Annotated in this window: 22 protein-coding genes; 7 read left to right on the forward strand and 15 right to left on the reverse strand. The window is 64.4% G+C overall.

The genetic code is table 11. The annotated features are described in order from the left end of the window. Positions 1–141: 141 nt before the first annotated feature. Positions 142–1,035: a LysR family transcriptional regulator gene (locus EDF56_RS06010; protein ID WP_132385862.1), complete on the forward strand. Its 894-nt coding sequence runs from the start codon at positions 142–144 to the stop codon at positions 1,033–1,035. A gap of 104 nt (positions 1,036–1,139) precedes the next feature. Continuing rightward, complete coding sequence (locus EDF56_RS06015) at positions 1,140–3,479, forward strand: GH92 family glycosyl hydrolase (protein WP_132385863.1); 2,340 nt, start codon at positions 1,140–1,142, stop codon at positions 3,477–3,479. Positions 3,480–3,499: 20 nt separating this feature from the next. Here the strand turns inward: EDF56_RS06015 and EDF56_RS06020 are convergent, their stop codons facing one another. Beyond that, entirely contained in the window at positions 3,500–4,207 is a 708-nt protein-coding gene (locus EDF56_RS06020; RefSeq protein WP_132385864.1) for an FCD domain-containing protein, read from the reverse strand. A 234-nt stretch (positions 4,208–4,441) separates the two neighbouring features. On the opposite strand from EDF56_RS06020, the gene EDF56_RS06025 reads away from it, so the two are divergent. Further along, the gene (locus tag EDF56_RS06025) at positions 4,442–5,578 is read left to right on the forward strand and encodes a serine hydrolase domain-containing protein (RefSeq protein WP_132385865.1); all 1,137 of its coding nucleotides are present in this window, start codon (positions 4,442–4,444) and stop codon (positions 5,576–5,578) included. Beyond that, complete coding sequence (locus EDF56_RS06030; protein WP_132385866.1) at positions 5,578–7,182, forward strand: GMC family oxidoreductase N-terminal domain-containing protein; 1,605 nt, start codon at positions 5,578–5,580, stop codon at positions 7,180–7,182. Before EDF56_RS06025 ends, EDF56_RS06030 begins: the two co-directional genes overlap by 1 nt. Positions 7,183–7,205: 23 nt before the next feature. On the opposite strand, the gene EDF56_RS06035 is transcribed toward EDF56_RS06030, so the two are convergent. Continuing rightward, a complete protein-coding gene (locus tag EDF56_RS06035; protein ID WP_243652420.1) occupies positions 7,206–7,535 on the reverse strand; it encodes a YbaY family lipoprotein in 330 nt (109 codons plus the stop codon). A 290-nt stretch (positions 7,536–7,825) separates the two neighbouring features. On the opposite strand from EDF56_RS06035, the gene EDF56_RS06040 reads away from it, so the two are divergent. Next, positions 7,826–9,124 carry an oligogalacturonate lyase family protein gene (locus EDF56_RS06040; protein WP_243652421.1) on the forward strand — a complete coding sequence of 433 codons (1,299 nt, stop codon included), beginning with the start codon at positions 7,826–7,828 and terminating at the stop codon, positions 9,122–9,124. Positions 9,125–9,212: 88 nt separating this feature from the next. Here the strand turns inward: EDF56_RS06040 and EDF56_RS06045 are convergent, their stop codons facing one another. The 7 genes from EDF56_RS06045 to EDF56_RS06075 form a co-directional block, all read right to left on the reverse strand. Next, positions 9,213–9,923 (reverse strand): TonB family protein, encoded by a 711-nt coding sequence (locus EDF56_RS06045; protein WP_132385868.1) that lies wholly within the window; start codon positions 9,921–9,923, stop codon positions 9,213–9,215. Then, positions 9,913–10,128 (reverse strand): hypothetical protein, encoded by a 216-nt coding sequence (locus EDF56_RS06050; RefSeq protein WP_132385869.1) that lies wholly within the window; start codon positions 10,126–10,128, stop codon positions 9,913–9,915. Before EDF56_RS06050 ends, EDF56_RS06045 begins: the two co-directional genes overlap by 11 nt. Continuing rightward, positions 10,125–11,159, reverse strand: a complete 1,035-nt coding sequence (locus EDF56_RS06055; protein ID WP_132385870.1) for a PepSY-associated TM helix domain-containing protein — start codon at positions 11,157–11,159, stop codon at positions 10,125–10,127. Before EDF56_RS06055 ends, EDF56_RS06050 begins: the two co-directional genes overlap by 4 nt. A gap of 22 nt (positions 11,160–11,181) precedes the next feature. Beyond that, positions 11,182–13,695 carry a TonB-dependent siderophore receptor gene (locus tag EDF56_RS06060; protein WP_165912093.1) on the reverse strand — a complete coding sequence of 838 codons (2,514 nt, stop codon included), beginning with the start codon at positions 13,693–13,695 and terminating at the stop codon, positions 11,182–11,184. Positions 13,696–13,826: 131 nt separating this feature from the next. Beyond that, positions 13,827–14,849 (reverse strand): FecR domain-containing protein, encoded by a 1,023-nt coding sequence (locus EDF56_RS06065; protein WP_132385872.1) that lies wholly within the window; start codon positions 14,847–14,849, stop codon positions 13,827–13,829. Between the two features lie 138 nt (positions 14,850–14,987). Then, on the reverse strand, positions 14,988–15,494 hold the full coding sequence (locus EDF56_RS06070; protein WP_165912094.1) for a sigma-70 family RNA polymerase sigma factor: 507 nt from the start codon (positions 15,492–15,494) through the stop codon (positions 14,988–14,990). A gap of 264 nt (positions 15,495–15,758) precedes the next feature. Continuing rightward, positions 15,759–16,511: a glucose 1-dehydrogenase gene (locus EDF56_RS06075; protein WP_132385874.1), complete on the reverse strand. Its 753-nt coding sequence runs from the start codon at positions 16,509–16,511 to the stop codon at positions 15,759–15,761. A 116-nt stretch (positions 16,512–16,627) separates the two neighbouring features. Here EDF56_RS06075 and EDF56_RS06080 point away from each other — a divergent pair, with 116 nt between their 5' ends. Next, on the forward strand, positions 16,628–17,527 hold the full coding sequence (locus EDF56_RS06080; protein ID WP_132386307.1) for a LysR substrate-binding domain-containing protein: 900 nt from the start codon (positions 16,628–16,630) through the stop codon (positions 17,525–17,527). 46 nt (positions 17,528–17,573) lie between these two features. Here EDF56_RS06080 and EDF56_RS06085 read toward each other — a convergent pair whose 3' ends face one another. From EDF56_RS06085 to EDF56_RS06110, 6 genes are all read right to left on the reverse strand, one after another. Further along, on the reverse strand, positions 17,574–18,194 hold the full coding sequence (locus EDF56_RS06085) for a cysteine hydrolase (protein WP_132385875.1): 621 nt from the start codon (positions 18,192–18,194) through the stop codon (positions 17,574–17,576). A 49-nt stretch (positions 18,195–18,243) separates the two neighbouring features. Beyond that, positions 18,244–20,457, reverse strand: a complete 2,214-nt coding sequence (gene paoC, locus EDF56_RS06090; protein WP_132385876.1) for an aldehyde oxidoreductase molybdenum-binding subunit PaoC — start codon at positions 20,455–20,457, stop codon at positions 18,244–18,246. Further along, positions 20,454–21,416, reverse strand: coding sequence for a xanthine dehydrogenase family protein subunit M (locus tag EDF56_RS06095; RefSeq protein ID WP_132385877.1), 963 nt, complete (start codon positions 21,414–21,416; stop codon positions 20,454–20,456). The genes paoC and EDF56_RS06095 overlap by 4 nt, the downstream gene beginning before the upstream one ends. Next, complete coding sequence (gene paoA / locus EDF56_RS06100) at positions 21,413–22,057, reverse strand: aldehyde dehydrogenase iron-sulfur subunit PaoA (RefSeq protein ID WP_132385878.1); 645 nt, start codon at positions 22,055–22,057, stop codon at positions 21,413–21,415. Before paoA ends, EDF56_RS06095 begins: the two co-directional genes overlap by 4 nt. Before the next feature lie 374 nt (positions 22,058–22,431). Beyond that, a complete protein-coding gene (locus EDF56_RS06105) occupies positions 22,432–23,085 on the reverse strand; it encodes a TIGR02466 family protein (RefSeq protein ID WP_207904637.1) in 654 nt (217 codons plus the stop codon). 463 nt (positions 23,086–23,548) lie between these two features. Further along, on the reverse strand, positions 23,549–24,853 hold the full coding sequence (locus EDF56_RS06110; protein WP_132385880.1) for an ammonium transporter: 1,305 nt from the start codon (positions 24,851–24,853) through the stop codon (positions 23,549–23,551). Positions 24,854–25,173: 320 nt separating this feature from the next. Between EDF56_RS06110 and EDF56_RS06115 the strand changes: the two genes are divergently transcribed. Beyond that, positions 25,174–25,635 (forward strand): DUF4136 domain-containing protein, encoded by a 462-nt coding sequence (locus EDF56_RS06115; RefSeq protein ID WP_165912095.1) that lies wholly within the window; start codon positions 25,174–25,176, stop codon positions 25,633–25,635. Positions 25,636–25,657 lie beyond the last annotated feature (22 nt).

A 25,657-nucleotide genomic window follows, 5' to 3' on the forward strand; every position in this document is an offset into this window, starting at 1 on the left:
ATGGCCCAATCAGAGTCCATCTCCATCCTTCTCGGCTCCAAACGTCCAAGCTCGTTCCACTGGTCGGCGATCAAGATAGGCTGGTGGCGAAGGTACGATTAGTCTCTATAATCGGCATGTTTCGATAAGCTGGGCTAATCAATGGCAACCGAGAACTATAACGAGCTGGCGGCCTTCGTTGTCGTCGCCAGAGAACTGAGCTTCACCCGCGCTGCGGCCAAGCTGGGCGTCTCGCAATCGGCCCTGAGCCAGACGATCAGGGGACTGGAGGAGCGTATCGGACTGCGCCTGCTCACCCGGACTACCCGCAGTGTGGCACCCACCGAGGCGGGGCGTCGGTTGTTCGATACCTTGGCCCCGCGTTTCGAGGAAATCGAGCAGGAACTCGCCTCCCTCAGCCAGTTGCGCGACAGGCCTGCTGGATCCATCCGCATTAACGCTGGAGAACATGCCGCCGTTTCGATCCTGCAACCGGCACTTCGCAGGATCGTTCCCGACAACCCCGATGTTCGCGTGGAGATCATCGTCGATTACGGGCTGACCGACATCGTGGCTCAAGGCTTCGACGCCGGCGTGCGTCTGGGCGACCAGGTTGCAAAGGACATGATCGCCGTTCGGATCGGCCCCGACATGCGCATGGCGGTAGTCGGTTCGCCCGACTATTTCACTCGCCATCCAATCCCCCGCACGCCGCAGGACCTGACCGCGCAGAATTGCATCGGCATCCGTCTGCCGACCTATGGCGGCATTTTCCCCTGGGACCTCGACAAGGACGGGCATGAGGTGAACGTGCGCATCGAAGGCCAGTTGGTCTTCAACAATATCAGCCTGCGCCTCAATTCGGCACTGGACGGGCTGGGGCTTGCCTATCTGCCCGAAGATCAGGTGATGCATCATGTCGAAGCAGGCCGGCTTGTCCGCGTGATGGAGGACTGGTGCGGTCCGTTCCCCGGCTATCACCTCTATTATCCCAGTCGGCGCCATGCCTCGCCGGCCTTCGCGCTGCTGGTGGAAACGCTGCGCTATCGCGGATGATGGCCAATGGCCGCGATGCCGACGACGATTGCCGTGCTTGAACGCGAAATCCCGCCGATCGGCGGCGGTTGAACACCTGGGGCTGCTCTGTCTATTCTGGCGCCATGAAGCTATCATTTGCGGTCGCCGCGTTAACTTGTGTCCTTGCCGTTCAACCGCTCGCGGCCGCGCCAGAAGACGATCCGTTGCACTGGGTGGACCCGATGATCGGCACCGGCCCGGAAGGCCACACGTTCCCCGGTGCCAGCGCGCCCTTCGGCATGGTGCAGCTGTCGCCCGATACGGACACGACCTGTCAGATCCGCGATTGCTATGCCCATGCGGCGGGATACAGCTATCACGACAGCACCATTCAGGGGTTCAGTCACACGCACTTTTCAGGCGCGGGACATTCGGACCTGGGCGACATTCTGGTCATGCCTGCGATAGGCAAGGCCGGCGATGTGCAGTTGGATCCCGGCAGCGCCGGTCAGCCCGGTTCCGGCTATCGCCAGCGTTTCTCCCATGACAGCGAAGTCGCCAGCGCGGGTTATTACGCGGTGACGCTGGCCGATAGCGGCGTGCGCGCCGAGCTGACCGCCGGCACCCGCGTCGGCATCCACCGCTATACGTTCCCCAAGGGTGCCGAGGCCCATCTGGTGCTGGACCTGCGCAGCAGCCTTTACGACTATCCGGGCAAGATCCTGTGGTCCGGCCTGCATCTGCACGCAGACGGCACGGTCACCGGCTTTCGCGAGACGCGGGGCTGGGCACCGGGCCGCAAGCTGTTCTTCGCCATGCGCTTTTCCGCGCCGCTGAAGGACCATGCTTTCGTGGATCGCGACGAGCATGTGGCCTACAAGGGGTTCCGCGCCCCTCAGGCGTTGCCGGGGCAGGGCGGCGATGCGCTGGCCGAAAAGCTGGGCAAGGCGCTGGAGGCGCGGCTGGACTTCGGCGCGCTGGACCGGCCTCTGGAAGTGCGCGTGGCGATTTCCGGCGTGGACGAGCAGGGCGCCATGGCCAATCTGGATGCCGAAGGTGCCGACTTCGACACCGTGCGCCACCGCACCGAGGGGCAATGGCGGCAGGCGCTCGACCGCCTGACGATCGATGCCGCGCCGCAGATGCGGACCAACCTCTACACGGCGCTCTATCACAGCCTGCTGGCGCCCAGCGTCTGGAGCGATGCGGACGGTCGCTATCGCGGCCCTGACGATCAGGTTCACAAGGCCGAGGGCTTCACGTTCCGCTCCACGTTTTCGCTCTGGGATACGTTCCGCGCGGAGCATCCCTTGCTCACGCTGGTCCAGCCCGAAGCGACCACCTCCGACATCGTCAATTCGCTGGTCGCCAGCCGCGAGCACAGCCCCTGGGGTATCCTGCCGGTGTGGCAGTTCGCCGGGCGTGAGACCTGGACCATGATCGGCTATCACGCGGCGCCGGTGATCGCCGATGCTTACCTCAAGGGTTTCGGCGGGTTCGACGCGGCCAGGGCGCTCGACGCGATGGTGGCCAGCGCGGACTATGCGCCCTACGGCGGGTTGGGTGAGTACATGACGCGCGGGTATGTGCCGATCGACAAGGAGCCGGAGGCGGCCTCCAAGACGGTCGAATACGCCTACGACGACTGGACCATCGCCCGCATGGCGCAGGCGATGGGCCGCAACGATCTTGCCGCCCGTTTTGACAAACGGGCCGGGTACTGGCGCAATTCGTTCGATTCCAAGAGCGGCTGGCTGCGCGCGCGCAAGAGCGACGGATCGTTCCGCACGCCGTTCGATCCGACGGCGATCAACTACGGCTCCGATTATACCGAAGGCAATGCCTGGCAATACAGCTGGTTCGTGCCGCAGGATCAGGCGGGCCTGTTCCGGATGCTGGGCGGGGACGGCAAGGTCGTTGCCCGGCTGGACGCGATGTTCGACTTCGACAATTCGAAGCTGGACTACAGCCATGCCGAAGACATTTCAGGGCTGATCGGCCAGTATATCCACGGCAACGAGCCCAGCCACCACGTCGCCTATCTCTATGTCCATGCCGGGGCGCCCTGGCGCGCGCAGGAACGTTTGAAGCAGATTGTCGAAAGCCAGTACAAGCCGACGCCGGACGGGCTTTCGGGCAATGACGACCTTGGCCAGATGTCGGCGTGGCTGGTCTTCACGGGGCTCGGTTTCTACCCGGTAACGCCGGGTTCGAACCAGTATGTGATCGGCCGCCCGTTCGTGCGCCACGCCGCGATCACGCTGCCGAACGGGAAGACCTTCACGGTCGATGCGGACAACCTGACCGACGCGAACGCCTATGTCGGGAAGGTGGAACTGAACGGACGCCCGCTTGAACACGCGTGGATATCCGATGCCGACGTGCGCAGCGGCGGCACGCTTCGTTTCACGATGCAGGCGACGCCGAACAAGGCATGGGGTTCGGGCTCTGCAAAAAGGCCCTATTCGATGTCCATGCGGTGAGAGAGCAGGCCTGACCCTTGCTACTGCCCGCCAGCCATTGACTGGGCTTTTGCCAGACGTTCCAGAATGTCCTCGCGCCGGCGCTGCGCCTCGAAACGGGCGAGCCCCGGATCGCCTCTCAGAATGGCGTAGATGATGTTGTGGCGCTCCTGCTTCCAGCGCTCCGCGCCGTCCGTTCCCGGATAGATCGGCAGGTGGGCGTGCGAGGAATAGTGCTCCATGGTCACCCGCGCGAGCATCTCCATCAACGGCCGATCGACCATGGCATAGATGATGTCCTGCATCTCCTGCTCGAAGGCGCCTCGCTGCTCCGCCGTGTCGCAGGCATCGATGCGCTTGCCGAGATCGCGCAGCCGCGCGCGAAGCGTCTCGTCGGTCGCAAGCGCCGCAGCGGAAATCAGGTCGCAGTCGAGCAGCGTCATGATCTCAATGGCTTCGTGTTCGCGCGTCTGGTTGACCTGAAGGAAGCCCGCGATGGCACGGCCCAGCGACGCGGCGTTCGGGCGGGCGCCGTAATAGCCGCCGCCGTTGCCGCGCCTGACCTTCAGAAACCCCTCATGCTCCAGCACGCGCGCGGCTTGCTGCACTGTGACCACGCCGACGCCCAGCGCCTTGGCGACATCCGGAAGTGAACCGATCTGCGCGTCGGGTTCCCGCGCCAGGATCATCTCCTTCATGCGCCCGGCCGCTGCCGAAACCAGGCCTTCCTTCGATGGCTTGCCAGCCATTTGCGCATTGCTCCCGTCATTCAACTCGCATCGGCGAGGCCGTGCGCATTCCATTCCACGCCCGGCGGCGGGACTTCAAGGGATTTTTAATATAGCGTATTATGGATGGATATCGCCGCAGGAATGCCGATTATCGGGAATTGACCTGCTCATAAAATGCATATTATGAGTCCTGCAGAGTTGGCGGGGGCTGTCTGAGCCGGCCTTACGCCGCTCCGGTGGAGAGGCGTAGACATGACCAAGCATCAGGCAGTGAATGCAGCTGTCCAGAAAGTTCTCGACACTCTGGTCGCAGATGGAACCGAAGTCGGCGTGCAGGTCGCCGCCTATCTGAACGGCGAGCTTGTGGCGGATGCCTGGGCAGGTGTCGCGGATCCCGCCAGCGACCGCGAGGTGGACGGCGATACGCTGTTCAACGTCTTCTCGGTGACCAAGGCTGTTGCCGCGACCGCACTGCACGTTCAGGCCGAACGCGGCCTTGTCGATTACGACCGTCCGGTGGCCCAATACTGGCCCGAGTACGGCGCCAACGGCAAGGAGGCCGTCACCGTTCGCGATGCGCTTTCGCACCGGACCGGCACGCCGCAGATGCCGCCGGCCGTCACGCCCGAGATGATGTGCGACTGGAATGCGATGACCACCGGCATCGCCGCGCTCGAACCGATCTTCCCGGTGGGGCAACCGGCATATCAGGCGGTGTCTTTCGGCTGGGTGATCGGCGAGATTGTCCGGCGGACCGACCCCGAACACCGCAGCTTTCAGGAATTCGTGGCGCAGGAAATCGCCGCGCCCTTCGGCATCGAGGACTTGTGGATCGGGGTTCCGGAGGAGGTCGAGCCCCGCATCGCCAAGCTTGTCGACGCGCTTAACATGCAGCCGCCACCGCCGGGGACGGTGCTTGAAAAGGCAATGCCTTTCGATGTTCGCCTCGCTCCCGACATTTTCGAGCGGGAGGACGTGCGGCGGGCGACGATTGCCGGTGTCGGCGGTATTTTCACCGCGCGCAGCCTCGCGCGGTTCTGGGCAATCCTTGCCAATGGCGGCGAACTTGATGGCAAGCGCCTGCTCTCGCCCGAACGCGTGGCGATGAGCTGTCAGATGCGGCCCGGCGGCACGCTTCCCGATCCGGTGTTCTTCGGCATGCCGATGCCGCTCAGTCAGGGCGGCTACTGGATGTACGATGGCCAGTCGCCGCTCACCATGGCGCTGGCATCGACCACCGCAATCGCGTGCCCGGGGGCAGGCGGCTCGCTGGGATGGGCCGATCCCGCCACGGGCCTTGCCGTTGCCTATTGCCACAACCGCATGAGCGGGGCCGACGGGGCAAGCGCGGTGGGCAACGCGATCCGCGCGGCGCTGGGCATCGCTTGATGCGCCCCCATTACGACTATGTGATTGTCGGCGCGGGGTCCGCCGGCTGCGTGCTGGCCAATCGCCTCTCGGCCGACGCGCGCAATTCGGTGCTGCTCCTCGAATGCGGCCCATCGGATCGCAACATGCTCATCACGGTTCCAATGGGCCTCGCCAAGCTCATGGGGCCGAAAAGCCCCTATATCTGGCGCTACATGGCCTCGCCCGGCGGCAACCGTCCGGCGGAGTTCTGGATGCGCGGGCGCACGCTGGGCGGATCCAGTTCGATCAACGGCATGGTCTACACGCGCGGCGCGCCGGACGACTACGATGACTGGGAGGCCAAGGCCGGCTCCGGCAGGGGCTGGGGCTGGCAGGACATCAGCCGCTGCTACGAGGAAATGGAGCGGCACGAACTGGGCCCCGCACAGGCACGCGGCGGGGCGGGGCCCCTTCAGGTCAACCTCTCGCCCAGCGACGATCCGCTGTTCCGCGCGACCATCTCAGCAGCGGCAGCGCTTGGCGTTCCGGTCGTGGACGACATCAACAGCGTAAAGGCGAGCGTGGAGGGCGGTTTCGGTCGCCAGCCTCGGACGATCTGCAAGAACGGCAAGCGCTTCAGCGCCGCGCGCGCATTCCTGAAGCCGGCGATGCGCCGCAAGAACCTCGATGTGGTGACGGACGCCGAGGTCCTTGCGGTGGAATTCGACGGACGGCGGGCGACCGGCGTGCGCGTTCGCCATCGGGGCGGCGAGTTCAGCGTTGCCGCCGGACGGGAGACAATCCTCAGTGCCGGCGGGCTCAATTCTCCGGCGATCCTCCAGCGCTCGGGTATCGGTCCGGCAGGACTGCTGCAAAGCCTCGGCATCGAGACGGTGGTCGATCGCCCTGAGGTCGGGCGCAATATGAGCGATCACCGCACCCTGCCCGTCCAGTACCGGGTGAAGCGCGGCGGCAGCAACGCAGGTCTTCAGGGCCTCGGACTGGTTCGCTCGGCGTTGGCCTGGGGCCTCCTGGGGCGAGGGCCGCTTGCGCGCTCGACGTTCGTTGCCGGTGGTTTCATCAAGACCGATCCGAGCCTGAAGTTACCGGATGCGCAGATCGGACTGGGGCCGTTCACGTCCGGGCGGGAGGGCGTCAGTCCTTATCCGGCGGTGACGATCTATGGCTACACGCTGCGGCCCGAAAGCCGGGGCACGCTGGAAATCACCGCAAGCGATCCCTCGGCCCCGCTCAAGATCGATGCCAACTACATGGCGACCCAGTACGACCGCGACAATGCGGTTGCGATCCTGCGCTACATCCGCAAGCTGGCCGCGCAGCCGGTCCTAGCCGAGCACATCGTCGAGGAACTGATCCCCGGCCCGGGCACGGTCAGCGACGAGGACCTGCTGGAGGCGACCTTCAAGTATGGCTCCACCGGTTTTCATGCCGTCGGAACCTGCCGGATGGGATCGGACGAGAACGCCGTGGTCGGCGCCGATCTCAAGGTGCAAGGTGTGGAAGGACTCCGCGTGGTCGATGCCTCGATCATGCCCTCGATCACCGGCAGCAACACCAATGCGCCGACGATGGCAATCGGCTGGCGCGCGGCGGAAATCATCCTTGCGGAGCACACTTTCTAGCAGAGCCCGGCAATCGCCAAGGTTCATCGCTGAACCTGCACCAGCATCAATTCGACCGGCTGCCCGACAGCGGGCAAGGCCGTGTGAGTGTCGGTTATCCAGATGAGTTGCCCGCCGCCATCGGTAATGCGCGCCGATACCGCATAGCGACCGTGCGGGTCGATTTTCGTCGCATCGTAATCGAGAGTGAAGGCCAGCGGCACCTGCCGTCCCTCGGTGGCGAACTCGGTAGAGGCGATCACGGGCGCGGCGGTATCCATCCGGCTTACGTCGCTGATCGCGACCGAAAGGTGCGCGGCGGGCGGCAGGGCGATCCGCTCGCGATAAGTGGCGTGGCCCGAGAGCGTGATCATCGCCTTCGTGGACCCCGTTTCTTGAGGCCCCGTTGCGTGCGGTGTGGTTTCGCAAGCCGCCAGCGAGGCGATCAGCGGAAGAAGAAAATGGAGTCTCTTCATGATGCTCCCTTCTTGTCGGGTTTGGAAACGTATGGCGGCAGCGGCGATCGCTGGCAATCGGTGGTGACCCGCTCCCGCATGGTCACCGGCGGATAGTCGTCAGGGAGTGCAGCCTTCGGGTGCCATCCCCATATTGCCATCGTCCCTATATTCGGTATTGCATCTCTAAAAATGGGACGGAGAAGGCAATGCGGAAAGCTCTTTTGGTGATCGCGGCGGGCGCAGCTCTGATGGCGCCGGCGGCTTGGCCGAAGGAGGGCCCGCGCGAATGGATTGATCCTGCTACCGGCCACCGGATTGTCAGGATAGATGATCGGCCCGGCGTCTACGGCCTCTATTTCAATTACAACGCTTTCACGCCCAATGGCGACAGGATGGTCTATCTGACTGCCGAAGGGATCCGCACGGCCTCGACCCGCGACTGGTCCACGAAACTGGTCTTTCGGGGTACTGTGGACCGACTGCTCTTCACCGGCCACACCCGTCCGGAAGCCTATTACACCACCCGCCCGGCCGGTAGCGACGATGGCGAAGGTCCTTCCACCGTCTGGGTTCTGAACCTCGACACCGGCAAGTCGCGCAGAATTGCGCAATTGCTCGGCGGCCGCATCGAATCGATCAATGCCGACGATACTCTCCTTGCCGGGCACCGCGAATTGGCACCGCCGCCGCCCGCCATCGCCGCACAAGGCAAGCGCGATCCCAAGACCGGCTCGCCGAGCTATTCTGGCACCGATGCGCAGGGCCACCCGCTCTCTTTCGCAGCGGCCAAGGCGCGCTGGATGGACGCAAGACTCTCCGCAAAAGTGCCGATGGAGATATTCACGATCGATACCGCGACGGGCGCCAGCCACAGCATCCACCGCGCCACCGATTGGCTGAACCATGTCCAGTTCTCGCCCAAAGACCCCGGACTGATGATGTTCTGTCACGAAGGCCCGTGGCACAAAGTTGACCGCATCTGGACGATCCGCACCGACGGCAGCGCGCTCACCAAGATACACCAGCGTTCGATGCAGGGCGAAATCGCCGGGCACGAATACTGGTCGAGCGACGGCAAAGCGATCTGGTACGACCTGCAAATGCCCAAGGGCGGCATGCTCTGGCTTGCCCGGTACGAGATCGAGAGCGGCGGCAACGCCAAAAAGCGTATTTGGTACAAGGTTGCCCACGACCAAGGTGCCTACCACTATCTCACTTCGCCCGATGGCACTGTTGTCGCGGGCGACGGTAACGATGCCGACAAGTATATCAGCGTTTTCCATCCCGTCGCGGACGCATCACCCGAAGCTGAAGACACGCTTGATGCCGAGAGCCTGATCGCCACCGGAACGCTGCGTAGCGAACGGATAGTTGACCTTTCCCGGCAGGACTACACGCTGGAGCCCAATGAGCATTTTACGCCGGATGGGCGCTGGATGATCTATCGCGCGAATGTCGAAGGCAAACCGGTGCTCTATGCGGCTGAATTGGCCAAGGCGAATTAACAGATGGCTGGGCAGCGGTAGGGGAAGCTGGCCGTCGATAGAGTGGACGGCCTCAGGCAAGCCCGGCGATCACGCGCCTTCGCCGCTCTCAACTCAGCAGGAACTCGACCGGTACGACCAGTTCCACGGTGTCACCGATCCGTTCGGCCGGGGGCTTGGGCAGGGGCTCAGCGCGCTTGGGCAGGGATACGGCCTCGCGATCCAGATCGGGGAATCCCGAACTGCGCTCAAGGCGGCAGGATAGCACTTTGCCCTGCCGGTCCATCACGAAGCGCACGTAAGGGATGCCCTGCTGGTGGCGCGATCTGGCCATGGCCGGATAGTGGCGATGCTGGTTGAGTGCGGCCAGCACCCGGCCCTCCCATGTGTCGGGCGCATTGCTGGCCACTTGCGGGGCGGGCGGCGCGGGGAGCGTCCTGGGCGCGGCGGATTCGGTCTGCTGGGGAGCAGGGGCGGCCGGCTTGGTAACGGCGGCGGTCGGCGCCGGTACCGATACGATGGGGATGGCGACCGGCAGAGGCGGCGGGACCTTTTGCGGTTCCGCCGGGAGAGGCTTGTTTTCGACCGGCTTGGGCGCATCCTGTTTTTCGGGCGTCTTTTCCGGCGGCGAAGCGGCCGTCCTCAGGTTCACCACCGCGAGCGCCGGAGCAGCCGGAGGCCGGGTCGCGACAAAGGAAATCGCGACAAGAAAACCCGACGCGGCCAGCGCGTAGACGATGACGGTTCCGATCAGGCCGTAGAAGCGCCCGCTCGCGGCGGGGCGGTAGCCCAGTCGTTCGGCCTGCGGTTCACAAGGCATTGTCGTCGATCCTCGTCATCGGCTGAGAAGGGCGCATGACATGCCGCGCGCTTACCAGCAGCGGCGTTGCGAGCGCGGTCCACGACAGGGCCCACCATAGACCGCCTTCACCCAGCAGCGCGGATAGCAGCCCGAACAGGGTCAGCCCGGCGAGCGCGACTGGCCAGCCCCATTGCTCGCGGGCGGAAACGTGCCGTGCCTTCATCCGAGCCTCCTCGGCCTGCACTTCCCGAACCACAGAAAGAGCCCGGTGGCGAGAACCACGATCGTCACGATGTCGAGCAAGGCCCAGATGATCTTGAGCGGCAATCCGCCATAGTCGCCAAAATGGAGCGGACGCGCGAGATTGAGGGCATTGAGGTACCATGGAAAGTTCCGGTCCAGTTCGGCCCTTCCGGACCGGACATCGACCATGACGGGGCGATAGAGCCGCTCGGTCAGCGGAGAGCCGCCGTGCATCCAGACGGTCACGTCGCCGGGAGTACCCACCGGCGATGTGGGCAGAACCATGCTGTTCGGAATGAGCGCCGGGGCAGCGCGACGGGCGGCGGCGAGGGCCTGTCCCGGTGTGACGCTTTTGCCTTGGGCAGCAGCGATACCGTCGGGCCGGCGGTCAGCGCGCCAGACCGCGAAGAGCGGTTCCTCCAGCGTGTTGATCGTGCCGGTTACCGCCACCACCGCCAGCCACGCCGCCGTAGCTATGCCGAGCAGGTTGTGATGGTCCAGCATCCTCACGCGAAGGGGGCGAGAGCGACGGATTTCGCCGAACCGCAGGTGGCGGGTGAACGGCGCGTAAAGAACCACGCCCGATAGGATCGCGAGCACGGCGAGCAGCCCGGCAAGCCCAAGCGCAATGTATCCGGCAAGCCCTGCGAACAGGCGGCTGTGCAGCATGAGCACACCGCCCATCACGTCCGGCCCAGCCGTCGGCGTGCGGAGCGGCAGGGCCGTGCGCGCATCGCAAGCCGTGTCGCCCGCCTTCGTGGTGACGAGGTGCACGACGCGGGGTTCCTCATCCTTCCAGTAGATCGCCTGCACCGCACCATCGGCGCGGTCCGCGATGCGGTCGAGCGGGAGTTCCGGCCCGTGCTCCCCGGCCGGGGGATGGACAAGGCGGCCGCTTGCCGCGTCGATCTCGTCGTGGAAGATCAGCGGCAGGCCGGTCAGGCACAGCATCAACAGGAAGGCCGTGCAGGCGAGGCTCGACCATCGATGGATGACCGACCACGCCTGCATGTTTCGCGCTCTCACCCGGGCATCACCAGCGGTAGGCCAGCGAACCCAGCACGGTACGCCGCAGCCCGAAGGCGCAGAGCGAGGCGCTCTGGCAATAGGCGACGTAGCGCTTGTCCAGCAGGTTGCTGGCGTTGACGCTCAGCTTCCAGCCTTCGAGCGCTTCGCCCATTCCGCTCAGGTCGATGCTGGCGAGCGCATCGACAAGCGTGCTGGCCTTCACCTTGAAGGTGTTGAGGCTGTCGCCATAGGTCGATCCGACATAGCGGACACCGGCGCCGAGCGTCAGGCCGGAGATGTGGCCGCCGTCGAACGTATAGTCCGCCCAGCCGGACGCCTGTTGGCGGGGAACGCCGAAGGGCCGCTTGCCAAGGTTGTTGCCGAAGGCGTTCTCGGTGTCGTTGCTCTTGGTCACCTTGTTGTCGAGGTAAGTGTACGTGGCGATGAGGCCAAGCTGCGGCACCGGGTGCGCGTGCAGTTCGAATTCCACCCCGCGCGAACGGATTTCACCGGTCTGGACGCTGAAGCCGGTATGCGTGGGATCGGGATCGGGCGTCGTCACATTCTGCTGCGTCAGGTGGAACACCGAGACAGTGGCGAAAGCATTCAGGCCGGTGGGCTGGTACTTGAGGCCCGCCTCGTACTGTTCTCCGGTCGTCGGCCGGAACGCCGATCCGTCATAGCCGGTGCCGACCGTCGGCTGGAACGAGGTGGCATAGCTGACATAAGGCGAAAGGCCGCCCGCGAAGCTGTAAACCGCGCCGACGCGGCCCGTCAGCTTGCTGTCGTTCTGTTTGGTGACCTGCCCGCTGATCCGCTCGTGATCCGTCGATCCTGCCCAGTCCTGACGCAGTCCGGCGAGTATATCGAGCTTGCCTACGCGGATCTGGTCCTGCGCATAGAGGCCGAGCTGGTCCTGCCCGACATCCTCGTCACCCGAATAGGCGGGCATCGTGAAGCTCTGGCCGTAGACCGGCGCGAAAGCATCCAGCGTAGGCTGCCCGGCGAAGTCCGACCCATAGCGCTCCTCATAGTCGATCCGGCGATAGTCGAGGCCAACAAGCAGCGTGTGCTCCAGCGCGCCGGTCGAGAACTTCGCCTGCACCTGATTGTCCACAGCGATCTGCCCGAGGCTCTCGTGGTTGGTGAAGGTATAACGGTTGAGCGTGCGCAGATCGGGCTGGAAGCCATATGTGAACACGTTGTCGAGGCTGTCGCGGATGTGCGTGTAGCGCAAATTCTGGCGCAGCGTCCACGTTTCGCCGATGCGGTGCTCCAGCATGTAGCCAAGCCCCCACTGCGTGCGGCTGTGCCGGTCGAACGAAGGATCGCCGATGTCGAGGCTGGTGGAGACCTTGCCGTTGGGATTGGCCGTCACGGTGCCCTGCGAGGGTACGAAATTGTAATACCCCGCCTTGGGATCGTACTGCACGTTGCCCAGCACCGTCAGGTCGGTGTCCTTGTCGATCCGGACAGTAACGGCAGGCGCGAGCGAATAGCGCTCGGTTTCGACGTGGTCGATCTGGGAATCGCTGTGGCGCGCAACGCCGGTCAGCCGGTAGAGAACGTCGCCCCCGGCATCGAGCGGGCCGCCGAGATCGACCGCGCCCTGAAAGCGGTTCCAGCTTCCGGCCGAAAGCTGCACTTCATGCAGCGGATCGGCAGTAGGCCGCTTGCTCACCAGATTGACGATGCCGCCGGGGTAGGCCTGCCCGAACAGGACCGAGGCCGGGCCATGCAGCACTTCCACGCGTTCGAGGTTGTAGGGCTCATAGGAGGCGATGTTGTAGGAGACGTCGGGCAGGATCAGTCCGTCGAGGTATTCCTCCAGCCGGAAACCCCGGCCGAACACATATTCCTCGCCGTCGGTGTTGACGCCGCGCTGTTCGGCCTGAACGCCGGAGGTGTAGCGCAGCGCCTGCGGCACGCTTTGCGCGGCCTGCGCGGCGATCTGGGCGCTGGTGACGACCGAAATGGCCTGCGGGGTGCGCGCAATCGGAGTGTCGGTCTTGGTCGCGGTCAGGCTGCGCGTTGCGACATAGCCTTCGCCGGGGCCGGTGGGCCGTTGCGGGTCGGTCGCGGCGGTATTGGCGGCGCTCTGCGATCCGCCCGATTCCTCCACTCGCACCGGGCCGAGCAGGACCGTGCCGCCGGCAGCCTGCGGCGCGGCTTCGAGCGAGACCGTCGTTCCGACCATCCGGAACGTCAGGCCTGTGCCGACCAGCATCTGGCTCAGCGCCTGCATGGACGAGAGCGATCCCTTCACCGCCTGCGAGGTGCGTCCTTCGAGCAGCGGCGCCTGCGCGCTAACCTGAAGCCCGGACTGCTGGCCGAACGCGGTGAGCGCATTGGCGAGGGGCTGGGCGGGAATATCGAAGCTGCGCGCTGCGTCCTGCGCTTGCGCCGGTGCAGCGGCGGTCAGCGCGACTGGCCCGGCCGTCATCAACAATGCCGCCAGTGCGGCACGGCGCGACCTCTTGTTCCGCAAACCATCGCGTCCGGCGAACCCACCCTGAACCACCAAAAATGCCTCCTTCATCGTTATCCCTGACCAGAGGCATTTCCGCTCATGCGTCGCAATAACACCTCTCATCCGAATAGACGCAGCTGCGGGAATTTTTTCGGGAGGCATGAGCGAAATCGGTTTTAGTGCCCGATTCCAGCAAGTTTTCAGCTTGAGGAGATGACGATCATCCACGGCGTGATCGTCTGCACGGACCCGCCATAGGCCTGCGTCAGCCCGCGCAGCGCCTCGGCCGGATCGCCGGCGTTGTAGACGCCGGTGATGCGCTGGTGCGCGAAACCATCGCCCCCGACGACGATGACTCCCGCGAACCACGGCCGCAGCGCGTCGATCACATCGGTCGCCGGGCGGTCGTGGACGATGATCTGGCGATTGCGCCACGCTGCCATCTGCGCGGGCGGCATCGTACTGCGCTCGACCGCACCGTCGAATCCCACGCGCACGGCGTCGCCTCCGGCCAGATGCTCGGACACCGGCGGCCGGGCCGCATAAGCGACGCGGACCCGGCCGCTCGTTACTTGCGTGGTGACGCCGCCCGCATCGAGACGGACGTCGAAGGCCGTGCCAATGTCTGTCGTGGTGACGCCGTTTGCGTCGACATAGAAGGGACGGGCGGGATCGTGCCGCACGTCGAACCACGCCTCGCCTTTCAGCAGGCGGATTTCCCGGCGGTTGGCGCCGTAAGATACGGCGATGGCGCTGCCCGGCGCGAGATGGGCCACGCTGCCGTCCGCGAGCTGTGCCTGCTGCAGTTCGGCAGTTCCGGTACGGTAATCCGCCTGAGCCCGCAGCATGACCGAAGGCGCGACGGCCAGCATGAGGCAGGCCGCCACCGCCGCTACAACCAGATGGCGGACTCGCAGGCGCCGCCAGCCCGGCGAACGGCGCGTCCCGCCCCGGCGCCGGTAGGGTGAAGGGCCGGCAGGCAGCACCGGGCGCGGCTCGGCGGCGCGGACGGGAGGGGCATAAGCCGGGCGTGCATCGCCCGCCCGGTCATAGGCATAGGCCGCTGCGGCCCAAGCTTCGGCATGGAGCGGCGATGCGGCCAGCCAATCCTCGAAGCGCGCGCGCGTCTCGGGCTCATCGGCCTCCTCGCGCAGCAGGATGACCCACTCCACTGCCTCTTCATCGGCGTGCCGCGCGGCGTCATCGGGGAAAGTGCCCGTCATCCCTGCCCTGTCACCCGTCTTCCCGTTTCCTGCCAGTATCGAGGATCGTTGCGCCTTTCAGGCGCATCTTCTCCATCCTCTTACCCAACAGACGCGCGAAGCGGCGTGTTTTTCGCGCACGACGCGCATCGATCGCAATCAGCGGGGAATCGCGGCGCGAATTTCGCGGATGGCCGCCGCCACCAGACCATGCGCCACCGTCACGGAAACCCCGAGGCGTGCGGCGATCTCGCGCAGTTTTGCGCCTTCAAAGCGATGCATCTCGAAAGCGGTGCGCGTGCGGGGATCGAGCGCATCGAGCACGCGCTGAATGCGGGCGAGTTCGTCGCGCGCGATCAGCATGGCTTCCACCGAAGCCTGGTCATCCGGGAGTTCCGCAAACCGCCGCTCGTCCGCCTGCGCGACAACGCGGCCTTCGTGGGCAATCCTGCGGCTGCGATCGATCGACAGGTTGCGGAGCACCCGCCAAAGCAAGTGCGTGGGCTTGGCGACCTCCTGCACGCGCGCGGCCTGATCCAGCCGCAACCATGCTTCCTGCACAAGGTCCTCCGCGCCGTCCGCATCGCCGCTGACTGCGCCCGCATATCTCACCAACTCGTCCCGGCGCTCGGTAACAATGTCGGTTATGACATCGCGTTGCGGCATCTGCTTCCCTTTCAGCCTCAACGACGACCTGCCGAACTTGCGAGTCATTCGCATGTAGCCAAGCATATCCGCAGCGGCAATGCCTTATTTGTGTGCCCATGCTGCTTGCCGCGAGCGGGCGAGATCGGCACCCTTCCGCTCATTTCGCCACTGTGATGAAGGCAAAGGCCCCTGGATTTCCAGAGGCCTTCGTGTCTCGCCGCCGCGTTGGGCGTCTTGGGGGACGGAGGGAGGTTCCCGTCGGCGGAAACCTCCCGATGCGCTTCAGATCTGGACCTGCCCACCGTCGACGAACAGTTCGACCCCGTTGACGAAGCTTGCCTCGTCGGAGGCGAGGAACAGGACTGCCTTGGCAATTTCCTCCGGCTGGCCGACACGCCCGGCGGGGATCAGTCCGGCAAGGTAGTCCTTCGTGCCTTCCGCCTGCTCGCCGCCGCCGAACAGTTCATTGAGCCCGGCCGTTTCCGTCACGCCGGGGCTGACGGCATTTACGCGGATGCGGCGGTCCTTGAGGTCCAAAATCCAGTTGCGGGCAAAGTTGCGGACTGCCGCCTTGGTGGCCGAATATACGCTGAGGGCAGGGGTGCCCGACACGCTGGTCGTCGAGGCGGTGAGGATGATCGAGCCGCCGTCGCGGATCAGCGGAAGCGCCTTCTGGACAGTGAACAGCACACCCTTCACATTGGTGTCGAAAGTGCGCTGGTAGTGCTCTTCGGTGATCGCGCCGAGCGGGGCGAACTCACCGCCGCCGGCATTGGCAAAGACCACATCGATCTGGGCATGCTTCTGCTGGACTGCGTCGTAGAGCCTGTCGATATCGGCAAGCTCGGCCATGTCGCCGCGCACGCCGGTCACGCGGCCACCGATCGCACGGACCGCCGCATCAAGGGCGTCCTGACGCCGCCCGGTGATGAATACCGAGGCGCCTTCGTCGGCGAATGCCTTGGCAGTTGCGAGCCCGATGCCGCTGGTGCCGCCGGTTACCACTACGACCTTGCCATTGAACTTGTCCGTCATTGTCTTTCTCCTTGAAGCTGGCGGCGGGATCGCCGTTGCCCCTTGGAAATGCATCCAGAACGATGATGCGTGTAGACGGCAAATGTGGCACTTAGCGTTCCATTGGAGGAACGATGATGAAAATCGATCTCAACGACTATGCCTATTTCGCCGAGGTCGTGACTCATGGTGGCTTCGCGGCCGCCGGGCGCGCTTTGCGCGAACCCAAATCCAAGCTCAGCCGCCGCATCGCGGGACTGGAAGAGCGTCTGGGCCTGCGCCTTATCGAACGATCGAGCCGGCGCTTTCGCGTGACCGACACCGGGCAGGCGTTTTACGAGCGATGCCGAACGATTCTGGCCGAAGTGGAACAGGCTGAGACCCTGGTCATGCAGGCCCAGGCCGAACCTCACGGGCGGGTGCGCTTCAGTTGCCCGACCGGTCTGGTCGAGCTGGTTTCGGCGTTTCTTCCCTCATTTCTCGTACGATACCCCAAGATCCGCCTTCAGCTTGTGGCGACCGACCGGGCGGTCGACCTGATCGACGAGCGCATCGACGTGGCCCTGCGCGTGCGGACGGCGCTGACGAGCGACGCGTCCCTGACCATGCGTTCGCTGGGCACTTCGACGCGCATCCTCGTGGGAAGTCCCCAAATGGCGAGCCGCGTGAAAGAGGTTGCGCAATTGCCCGATCTGCCTTGCCTGAGCACGAGCGACAGCAGCGACGAGATTCAATGGTTGCTGGAAACCGACGAGGGAGCCTCGCATCATGTCCGCTTTTCCCCTCGGCTCTCATGCGAGGACATGCTGGCGGTGAGGAATGCCGCGATCGACGGCCTCGGCATTGCGCTTCTTCCCGACCATGTTTGCCGCGAAGCACTCGCCGATGGGAGACTGGTGCATGTGCTGCCGGCCTGGCGAGGTCAGAAGGGGATCGTGCATCTGGTCTTCACGACACGCCGAGGCCTTCCTCCGGCTGTCAGGGCGTGGATCGACCATCTGGCAACGGGGTTCCCCATTCCGCCGCCGTCATCGTGATCGTCATCGTGACCGGACGTTCCGACTATTGCGTCACTCGCCCGATTCAGGCTTTGGAGAGCACGTCGCAGCCAAGTTCTTCCAGAAAGGCATCATTGCGCATCGGACGGGAGAACATCGGAAAGTTCTTCTCGGTCGCGAGCCGCTGTTCGTCTTCGGAGAGCGTGGCGGTGCAATCCGTCAGCGTGACGACGCGGTAGCCGCGCTCGTAGGCGCTGCGCATGGTGGATTCGACGCAGCAATTGGTCAGAAAGCCTGCGATGGCCACATCCGTTATTCCGCGCTGGCGCAGGATGAAATCGATGTTGGTGCTGGCGAAACAGTCGAGGCCGCGCTTGCCTTCTATGACGATGTCGCCGGATTGAGGCGCCAGGACATCCACGATCGCCGCGCCCCAGCTTCCCTGCTTGAAGGCCCCGGCAGCTTTCACGCCCGCAAGGATGCCGTACGCGTCGCTGGCGATCTCTGGATAGCCATCAGCGAACGAGATCGGCGCATACATCACGCTCACCCCGGCGGCCCGCGCCTGCTCGACCAGTGCCTGCGTGTTGGCGAGCATGTCGGTGCTGTCCATCACCGCCTTGACCGCATCATACTGGGCGCCGCCCGGGCTTGTGAAGTCGTTCTGGAATTCGATCAGGACCAGGGCCGTCGTGTCGGGATTCATGATCGTTCTCCGGGAAGGGATAATCCAGGTCGTTTTGGGTTCGGCCGCCTCAAGTCAGCGTGGGCAATCCGGCGAGGTGTTTGTCGAGCGTGATCGGATAATCGCGCACACGGACCCCGGTGGCATTGTAAACGGCATTGGCGACGGCCGCGCCGACACCCGCCAGACCCAGTTCGCCCACGCCCTTGGCCTTCATCGGCGATACGGTGGCGTCCGCCTCGTCGATGAAGTGTACTTCCTGATGCGGGATATCGGCATGGACCGGGACTTCGTAGCCGGCGAGGTCGTGGTTCACGAAGAACCCGAAGCGCTTGTCTACGGCGAGTTCCTCCATCAGCGCGCCGCCCACGCCCATCGTCATCGCGCCGATCATCTGGCTGCGCGCGGTTCGCGGATTGAGGATGCGTCCGGCAGCGCAGACCGCCAACATGCGGCGTACGCGGATCTCACCGGTAAAGGAATCCACGGCCGCTTCCACGAAGTGGGCGCCGAACGTCGATTGCTGGAACTGCTTCGAGAGATTGCCCCATTCGATCCTGCCCTCGGCGACGAGTTCGCCCGCTTGGGCGGCTTCCGCGAGCGTGGCGGAGCGATTGTCCGCACGCACCAGACCATCCGCGAATTCCGCTCGCTCAGGATCGTATCCCAGCCGCTGCGCCACCGCCTCGCGCAGCTTGACGCAGGCTGCATAGACGCCCGAAGTGGAACTGTTCGCGCCGAACTGCCCGCCGGAGCCTGACGATACCGGGAACGCGGAATCCCCCAGCCGCACCACGACCCTGTCGATGCCCACGCCCATCATCTCGGCTGCGGTCTGGGCGATGATCGTGTAGCTGCCGGTGCCGATGTCGGTCATGTCGGTTTCGACCGTGACGATCCCCTGATCGTTCAGTCGGACGCGGGCGGCTGACGCGATGTTGATATTGTTGCGAAAAGCGGCCGCCACGCCCATGCCCACGAGCCAGCGGCCCTCTCGCACCTGTGCCGGGGTGGCGAGGCGGCGATGCCAGCCGAAGTGCTCGGCGCCTTCTTTCAGACAGCGCACGAGGTTCCGCTGGGAGAAGGGGCGCGTCGGTTTCTCTGGATCGACCTGCGTATCGTTGAGCACGCGGAAGGCGACCGGGTCCATCTTCAGCTTCTCGGCCATTTCGTCGACCGCGATTTCAAGCGCCATCAGGCCCGGCGCCTCACCCGGCGCGCGCATGGCATTACCTTCGGGCAGATCGAGTTCGGCCAGCCGCATGGCGGTCATCCGGTTGGCCCCGGCGTAGAGCAGCTTGGTCTGCTGCGTCGCCACTTCGGGGCCTCCACCGGGCAGGTCGCCCGACCAGCTTTGGTGGCCGATGGCGACGAGCTTCCCGTCCCGCGTGGCGCCAAGGCGGATGCGCTGGATCGTCGCCGGGCGGTGGGTGGCGTTGTTCATGATGAAGGGGCGGGGAAGCGCCAGTTTCACAGGCCGGCCAACCGCCTTGGCGCCGAGCGAGGCCATGACGGCGTCTGACCGGAGGAACAGCTTACCCCCGAAACCACCGCCGACATAAGGCGACATGATCCGCACTTTTTCGAGCGGCAAGCTTAGCGTTGTGGCGAGATCCTCGCGGTTCCAGGCGATCATCTGGTTCGAGGTCCAGAGTGAAAGCGCATCGCCTTCCCACCACGCGATCGTCGCGAAAGGCTCCATCATCGCGTGGTTCTGGTCGGGCGTGGTATAGGTCTGGTCGATCTGGACAGGCGCTGCCGCGAAGGCCGTTTCGAAATCGCCGGTCGCGGTATCGGCATCCGATCCCGTGAGCGCCTTGGCGTTCGGCTTTTCTTGCGCCAGATCGAAGCGGCCCTGTCCGCGCGTATAGGCGACATGAACCGCATTGGCGGCGGCACGCGCCTGTTCGAAGCTCTCGGCAACGACGATCGCGACGGCCTGATGATAATGCTCGATATCGGGGCCGCCGAGCAAGTTGGCGGTGTTCTTGTCGCCTTTCCCCAATGGGCCGAAGCCCAATGCGCCAAGGTCTTGCGCAGTCACGATGGCAAGCACGCCGGGCATGTGCTGGGCCGCCGTCCGGTCGATGGAGTCGATCCGGCCTTTGGCTATCGCGGCACCCACCACGTATCCATAGACGGGCGCGCCGGGATATTGCTGGTGCTCGTAGGCGTAAGCCGCTGTTCCGGTTGTCTTGAGCGGCCCCTCCACGCGTTCGTGCGGTTGCCCCACCACCTTCATGCGATCGATGGGGTTGGTGCCTGCGGGGGTGTCGAACTTCATGCCCGGTTCTCCGCGCGTGCCTCTGCCATAACGCCCGCCAGCGTGCGTTCGGCCAGGGGAACCTTGAAGGCATTCTCATGCGTCGGCCGGGCCCCTGCGAAGACTTGCGCGGCAACCGCCGCCGCACCGTCGCGCATGGCGGCTTCGGCAGCCTCGACCCGCCAGGGCCGGGGCGCCACGCCGCCGAAGGCCGCGCGCCCGCTGCCGTCCGGCTGGATCACCGCCGCTACCGAAACGATGGCGAAGGCGTAAGAGGCTCGGTCGCGCACTTTGTGGTAAAGATGCCGCCCGCCCAAGGGCCTCGGCAGGGTTACCGCGGTTATCAGTTCGCCGGGCTGGAGCGCCGTTTCGACATGCGGGGTATCGCCCGGCAGTCGGTGGAACTCGGCAATAGGCATGGTGCGGGTCTTGCCCTGTCCATCCACCGTCTCGACCGAGGCATCGAGAAGTCGCAGCGCAACTGCCATATCGCCGGGGTTGGTGGCGATGCACGCATCGCTTGTGCCGATAACGCCCAGCAGACGATTTACCCCGCCGATTGCCGCGCAGCCCGACCCGGGCTTGCGCTTGTTGCAGGCCTGATTGGTGTCGTAGAAATAGGGGCAACGCGTTCGCTGGAGCAGGTTGCCGCCCACGGTCGCTTTGTTTCGCAGCTGCCCCGAGGCACCCGCGACGATGGCGCGGGTGAGCACGCCATAATCGCGGCGCACGCGCGGATCGGCGGCAAGTGCGGTGTTGGTCACCAGCGTACCGATACGCAGGCCGCCGCCGTCGGTAGGCTCGATCCGATCGAGGCCGATATCCTGAACGTCGACCAGATGGGTGGGCGTTTCGATCTCAAGCTTCATGAGGTCGAGCAGGTTGGTTCCGCCGGCGATGAACCGGGCACCGCGCTTGCCTGCTACCGCCGCCGCAGCGGCCAGCGGCGAGCGGGCGCGTTCGTAGGTGAACGCCCTCACGAGGCTGTCCCCGCGACTTCCGCCATGGCTTCGGCGATGTTGGAGTAGGCGCCGCATCGGCAAATATTGCCGCTCATGCGTTCGCGCATCTCCATGTTCGTGGCCTTGGCGGCGTGGGTGATGTCGGCCTGGACATGGCTGGGCACGCCCGCCTTGATCTCTTCGAGCACGGCAACGGCGGAGCAGATCTGACCCGGCGTGCAATAGCCGCACTGGTAGCCGTCATGCTTGATGAAGGCCGCTTGCATTGGATGCAGGTCGCTCGGGGTGCCCAATCCTTCGATAGTGGTCACTTTGTCGCCCTCGTGCATGACGGCAAGGGTCAGGCAAGAATTGATCCTGACGCCGTCAACAAGCACCGTGCAGGCACCGCACTGGCCGTGGTCGCAGCCTTTCTTGGTGCCAGTGAGCTTTAAATGATCGCGCAGCGCATCGAGCAGCGTCGTGCGGGTATCGAGGGTGAGCGAGACCGGCTTGCCATTGACTTCCATCGACACCGGCATGGTGGGCGGCATGGTCAGCGGCGGGGCCTCGACATTCTGGGAAGCACCCCCGATCGGAACCGCGCTGAGGCCGACACTGGCGGCGCTTCCCGCAAGAACCACGCGGCGCGATACGGCGAGAGGGGATGGATGGCTCATGGACGTCCTTTCGCACAAGGAACTCAAATCGAAGGCAGGCAGTTTCCGGCGCTACGATAACGATGGGCAGCCGAAAACGGGCATGAACATCGTTCATTGCTCCCTTGAAGGCAGATCATGGATCTTTCGCCAGGCTTGCGCAATGACGCGCATCGGTCTTTTCGGAGGCTACGGGTAGGCGCCGGCGCGCGCCGTGTGCGGCAGCTTTTGCGCGATCGCGTCTCAGAGGCTGGTCGAAAACGCCCAAGAGGGCGTTTTCGGCGCCGCATCGGCCGCCGAAGCTGTCGCTTCGCTGCGGCCGGATTTGCGCGGATCCCATCCTGCATAGGGGGGGGGCGTGGGGGGCATGGCCGGCCGCCCCGGTGAAGTGGGCCTTACGCCGCCAGCGGCGGTACGAAGTTGATCGCCACGGAAATCCTGGGCCGCTTGCCTTCAAAAATGTTCACCGCATGTATCAGCCATGACGGGAACATGAGCAGCGTGCCTGACGAGGGGCGAACCTGATGCTTGAGGCCTGCCAACAAGCAACCCTCTATGCGCATCTTTATCGCAGGTGTGAGCATGATCGGCATGGAGCCGCGCGGGTCGAGAAATTCGAGCTCTCCGCCCAAACCTTCGGCGTCATCCATTCCGTCATCGACCCAATATACGGCCGACCAGTAGCAACCGGGATGTGCGTGCCCGATGTTGCCTTGGCCGTGGCGGTTCACGTTCGCCCAAGCATTGAAAGCCCAGTCAAGATTGGCTTCAAGCAAGCCCTGCTGGGGATGCCATATGGCGGACATCCTGTTGGCGAAAGCCAGGGCGAAGGCAACGAGATCCGCGCCTGCCTCGCCGCTCCAGTCGAGGAAGTCATCCTGTGATTGCCAGCCGCCCTGATTGCTGTGCCGAACGCCGGGATCGGCTGCTTCCCGCGCCAATATGGCCGTGGTCAGATCGCGGTTGAGACGCGAAGCATCGGGATGCTCGATGCTGGCCAATGGCGTCGGAAAGATATTGCTGACTTGTATCGCGTCTGAATTGACCAACGAGGCCGTGTCCGAAGCGCGTTGATGAATTGGCGATCGCATGAATTTCCGTTTGTTCTTAAAGAAATGAGGACGGAAACAGACAGGCGCAGCTTGGTCGGTTTTACCACTGGTCGTGGTCGGTGATTGCCCCTCCGAAAGGGCTTTCGGTCGAGAGTATTCTTTACCGGAGCTGCGGGTGTTTATAGTGCCGTCGTGGCTATCGGCACGGCCACTACGACCTCAGCGATGCGCAATGATGTCGCAAATATTGCAGCATTATTGCAGGTATCGGGCGGCATGAAGGATGACGTAAACCAGACGCGACATGGCGTACGCAGCTGCCCGAGAGGGCCGAGGCGAATTCGGTTCGAAAGCACGTGCCGCCGGTCGGAACGCGAGATTCGGGGCAGCCCCGAAGGCACCGGCGCCACCTGTTTCCAGCAGCAGCAGGATCGCCTTCGGGACAGGGTCAGAGAGTGACTTAATCCAACTCCCAGGCCCGTTCGCCGTGCGATGATAGGTCCAGCCCGTCGACTTCCTCGTCCTCGCTGACCCGCATCGGCAGGACCCGTGCCAGCGAAAGCCCGATGGCTACGGTCGCAACCGCTGACCAAAGGGCGACCACACTCACGCCCAGCAACTGCGCGACGAGTTGGCGGGCCCCGGACATCCCCTCGGCGTAGCCGACGCCGCCCAGGCCGCTGGACAGGAAAACACCAAGCAGGAGCGAACCTGCCATGCCTCCCACGCCATGAACGGCAAAGACGTCGAGCGAGTCATCGATTTCCCACTTGTGCTTGACCAGCAGGATCATCGGGAAGCAGATACCGGCTCCCACCACGCCGAACAGCAGGGCGGCGCCGGGCGCAATGAAGCCCGCGGCCGGGGTCACTGTCGCCAATCCCGCGATCGCGCCGGTGGCGAAGCCCACGCTGGTCGGCTTGCCCAAAGTGATACGCTCGATCAGCAGCCACGATATTGCGGCAGCCGAGGCGGCGATATGGGTGTTGATGATCGCATTCACCGCCGTGCCGTTGCCAGCGAGAGCCGATCCGCCGTTGAAGCCGAACCATCCCACCCACAGCAGGCCAGCGCCGGCCATGGTAAGGGCCGGGCTGTGCGGCAGCATCAGCGCTTTGGGAAAGCCCTGACGCTTGCCCAGCATGATCGCGACGATCAAAGCCGAGACACCTGCCGTGGTATGCACCACGATGCCGCCCGCATAATCCAGCGTACCCCATTGGGTCGCCAGCCAACCGCCGCCCCAGATCCAGTGCGCGACAGGTGCGTAGACAACGAGGCTCCACAGTGCGCAAAAGCCGATGACCCAGCTGAAGCGGGCCCGGTCGACCCAGGCCCCGACCATGAGCGCTGGGGTGATGGCTGCAAAGCACATCTCGAACAAGGCATAGGCATTTTCAGGCAGGGTGAGTCCGGCGCGCATGGCCGGGAGGCCGGAGAGCATCAGCGCGTTGGCGGCGCCGAACCAGCCGTTGGTGACGGTGCCAAAGGCGATGGTGTACCCGCACACAATCCATAACAGCGATGCGATCGCAGCGACCGCACCTACCTGAACAAGCACCGCCAGGAAATTTTTGGCACGCACCAGCCCTCCGTAGAAGAGGCCGAGGCCGGGCATGCACATCATCAGTACCAGCGCCGACGAGATCAGGATCCAGACCGTATCCGCGCCATTGGGCTGATTGGAGACCGCGCTCGCTGCGTGGGCGAGCGTTGGCGTAGACACACCGGCAAATGCCAGCGGCCACGCAATATTCTTGCGCATGGAAGAGGTCCCTCGATCTGACCGGACGATGGAGCTGCCGATTCTTGTTCACGGCGCCCTTAGAAGAACGACCGGTGGGGTGGCAAGTCTGAGGAACGGGTGAGCGAAATGCTGAAATCAGAGATGATCTGCGGCGCGGTCTTCCGCACCCGCGATGAGGCGCGGCAAAGGGCGCCACAAATTTCGCGGAAGATCGGGGTTACCGCCCATATTTCTCGGGAAAAACCGCAATAACATGAGAATCGGTGCGCGTTAGTCTCGCCGCCATCCAATGGCCGATGCGGAGGTTGAAAATGAAACGGATTGCACTTTGCCTGGCAATGGCAATTGCGCTGGGAACGCCCACGGCAAGCTTTTCGAAAGTTTCGTCGGATGCAACGCCCGGCGTGAACTTCGCCGATTACAAGACATTCCATATCGTGAATGAGCGCCCGCCCTCCGGCATGGACCCGGTGGCCTTCGAGCGCATCCGGATGGGAGTGGAGCAGGGCCTGACCGGCAAGGGCTATGCCAAGGCGGATGACGGTGACCTTGCCGTCATCATCACCGTCGGTGCCAAGGACAAGACCGATGTCGAGACCTGGGGCGCCTTCGGGCGGCAGGTGGACGTACGCCAATATACGGAAGGGCAACTGTCCGTGGATGCCTTCGACGCGAAGACGAAGCGGCCGCTCTGGCACGGAAAGGCGGTCGACGATGTCGGCTCGAAGCTCAATACCGATAAAGTGGAGAAGGAGGTTGCCAAGCTGATGGCGCAATTCCCGGCGCGATCGGCGGCCTGACCTAACGATTCATCCCAATCTC

This window comes from Novosphingobium sp. PhB165 (genome assembly GCF_004341845.1).
In the GTDB taxonomy this organism is placed as follows: Bacteria; Pseudomonadota; Alphaproteobacteria; order Sphingomonadales; family Sphingomonadaceae; genus Novosphingobium.

Bases quoted from the DNA above. Each gene is read 5' to 3' on its own strand.
- EDF56_RS06030 (WP_132385866.1), top strand. From the start codon at position 5,578: ATGCGCCCCCATTACGACTATGTGATTGTCGGCGCGGGGTCCGCCGGC.
- EDF56_RS06065 (WP_132385872.1), bottom strand. From the start codon at position 14,849: ATGACGGGCACTTTCCCCGATGACGCCGCGCGGCACGCCGATGAAGAG.
- EDF56_RS06085 (WP_132385875.1), bottom strand. From the start codon at position 18,194: ATGAATCCCGACACGACGGCCCTGGTCCTGATCGAATTCCAGAACGAC.
- EDF56_RS06025 (WP_132385865.1), top strand. From the start codon at position 4,442: ATGACCAAGCATCAGGCAGTGAATGCAGCTGTCCAGAAAGTTCTCGAC.
- EDF56_RS06115 (WP_165912095.1), top strand. From the start codon at position 25,174: ATGGCAATTGCGCTGGGAACGCCCACGGCAAGCTTTTCGAAAGTTTCG.
- paoA (WP_132385878.1), bottom strand. From the start codon at position 22,057: ATGAGCCATCCATCCCCTCTCGCCGTATCGCGCCGCGTGGTTCTTGCG.
- EDF56_RS06045 (WP_132385868.1), bottom strand. From the start codon at position 9,923: ATGCCTTGTGAACCGCAGGCCGAACGACTGGGCTACCGCCCCGCCGCG.
- paoC (WP_132385876.1), bottom strand. From the start codon at position 20,457: ATGAAGTTCGACACCCCCGCAGGCACCAACCCCATCGATCGCATGAAG.
- EDF56_RS06020 (WP_132385864.1), bottom strand. From the start codon at position 4,207: ATGGCTGGCAAGCCATCGAAGGAAGGCCTGGTTTCGGCAGCGGCCGGG.
- EDF56_RS06110 (WP_132385880.1), bottom strand. From the start codon at position 24,853: ATGCGCAAGAATATTGCGTGGCCGCTGGCATTTGCCGGTGTGTCTACG.
- EDF56_RS06055 (WP_132385870.1), bottom strand. From the start codon at position 11,159: ATGCAGGCGTGGTCGGTCATCCATCGATGGTCGAGCCTCGCCTGCACG.
- EDF56_RS06060 (WP_165912093.1), bottom strand. From the start codon at position 13,695: ATGAAGGAGGCATTTTTGGTGGTTCAGGGTGGGTTCGCCGGACGCGAT.
- EDF56_RS06070 (WP_165912094.1), bottom strand. From the start codon at position 15,494: ATGCCGCAACGCGATGTCATAACCGACATTGTTACCGAGCGCCGGGAC.
- EDF56_RS06050 (WP_132385869.1), bottom strand. From the start codon at position 10,128: ATGAAGGCACGGCACGTTTCCGCCCGCGAGCAATGGGGCTGGCCAGTC.
- EDF56_RS06015 (WP_132385863.1), top strand. From the start codon at position 1,140: ATGAAGCTATCATTTGCGGTCGCCGCGTTAACTTGTGTCCTTGCCGTT.
- EDF56_RS06080 (WP_132386307.1), top strand. From the start codon at position 16,628: ATGAAAATCGATCTCAACGACTATGCCTATTTCGCCGAGGTCGTGACT.
- EDF56_RS06040 (WP_243652421.1), top strand. From the start codon at position 7,826: ATGCGGAAAGCTCTTTTGGTGATCGCGGCGGGCGCAGCTCTGATGGCG.
- EDF56_RS06010 (WP_132385862.1), top strand. From the start codon at position 142: ATGGCAACCGAGAACTATAACGAGCTGGCGGCCTTCGTTGTCGTCGCC.
- EDF56_RS06075 (WP_132385874.1), bottom strand. From the start codon at position 16,511: ATGACGGACAAGTTCAATGGCAAGGTCGTAGTGGTAACCGGCGGCACC.
- EDF56_RS06035 (WP_243652420.1), bottom strand. From the start codon at position 7,535: ATGATCACGCTCTCGGGCCACGCCACTTATCGCGAGCGGATCGCCCTG.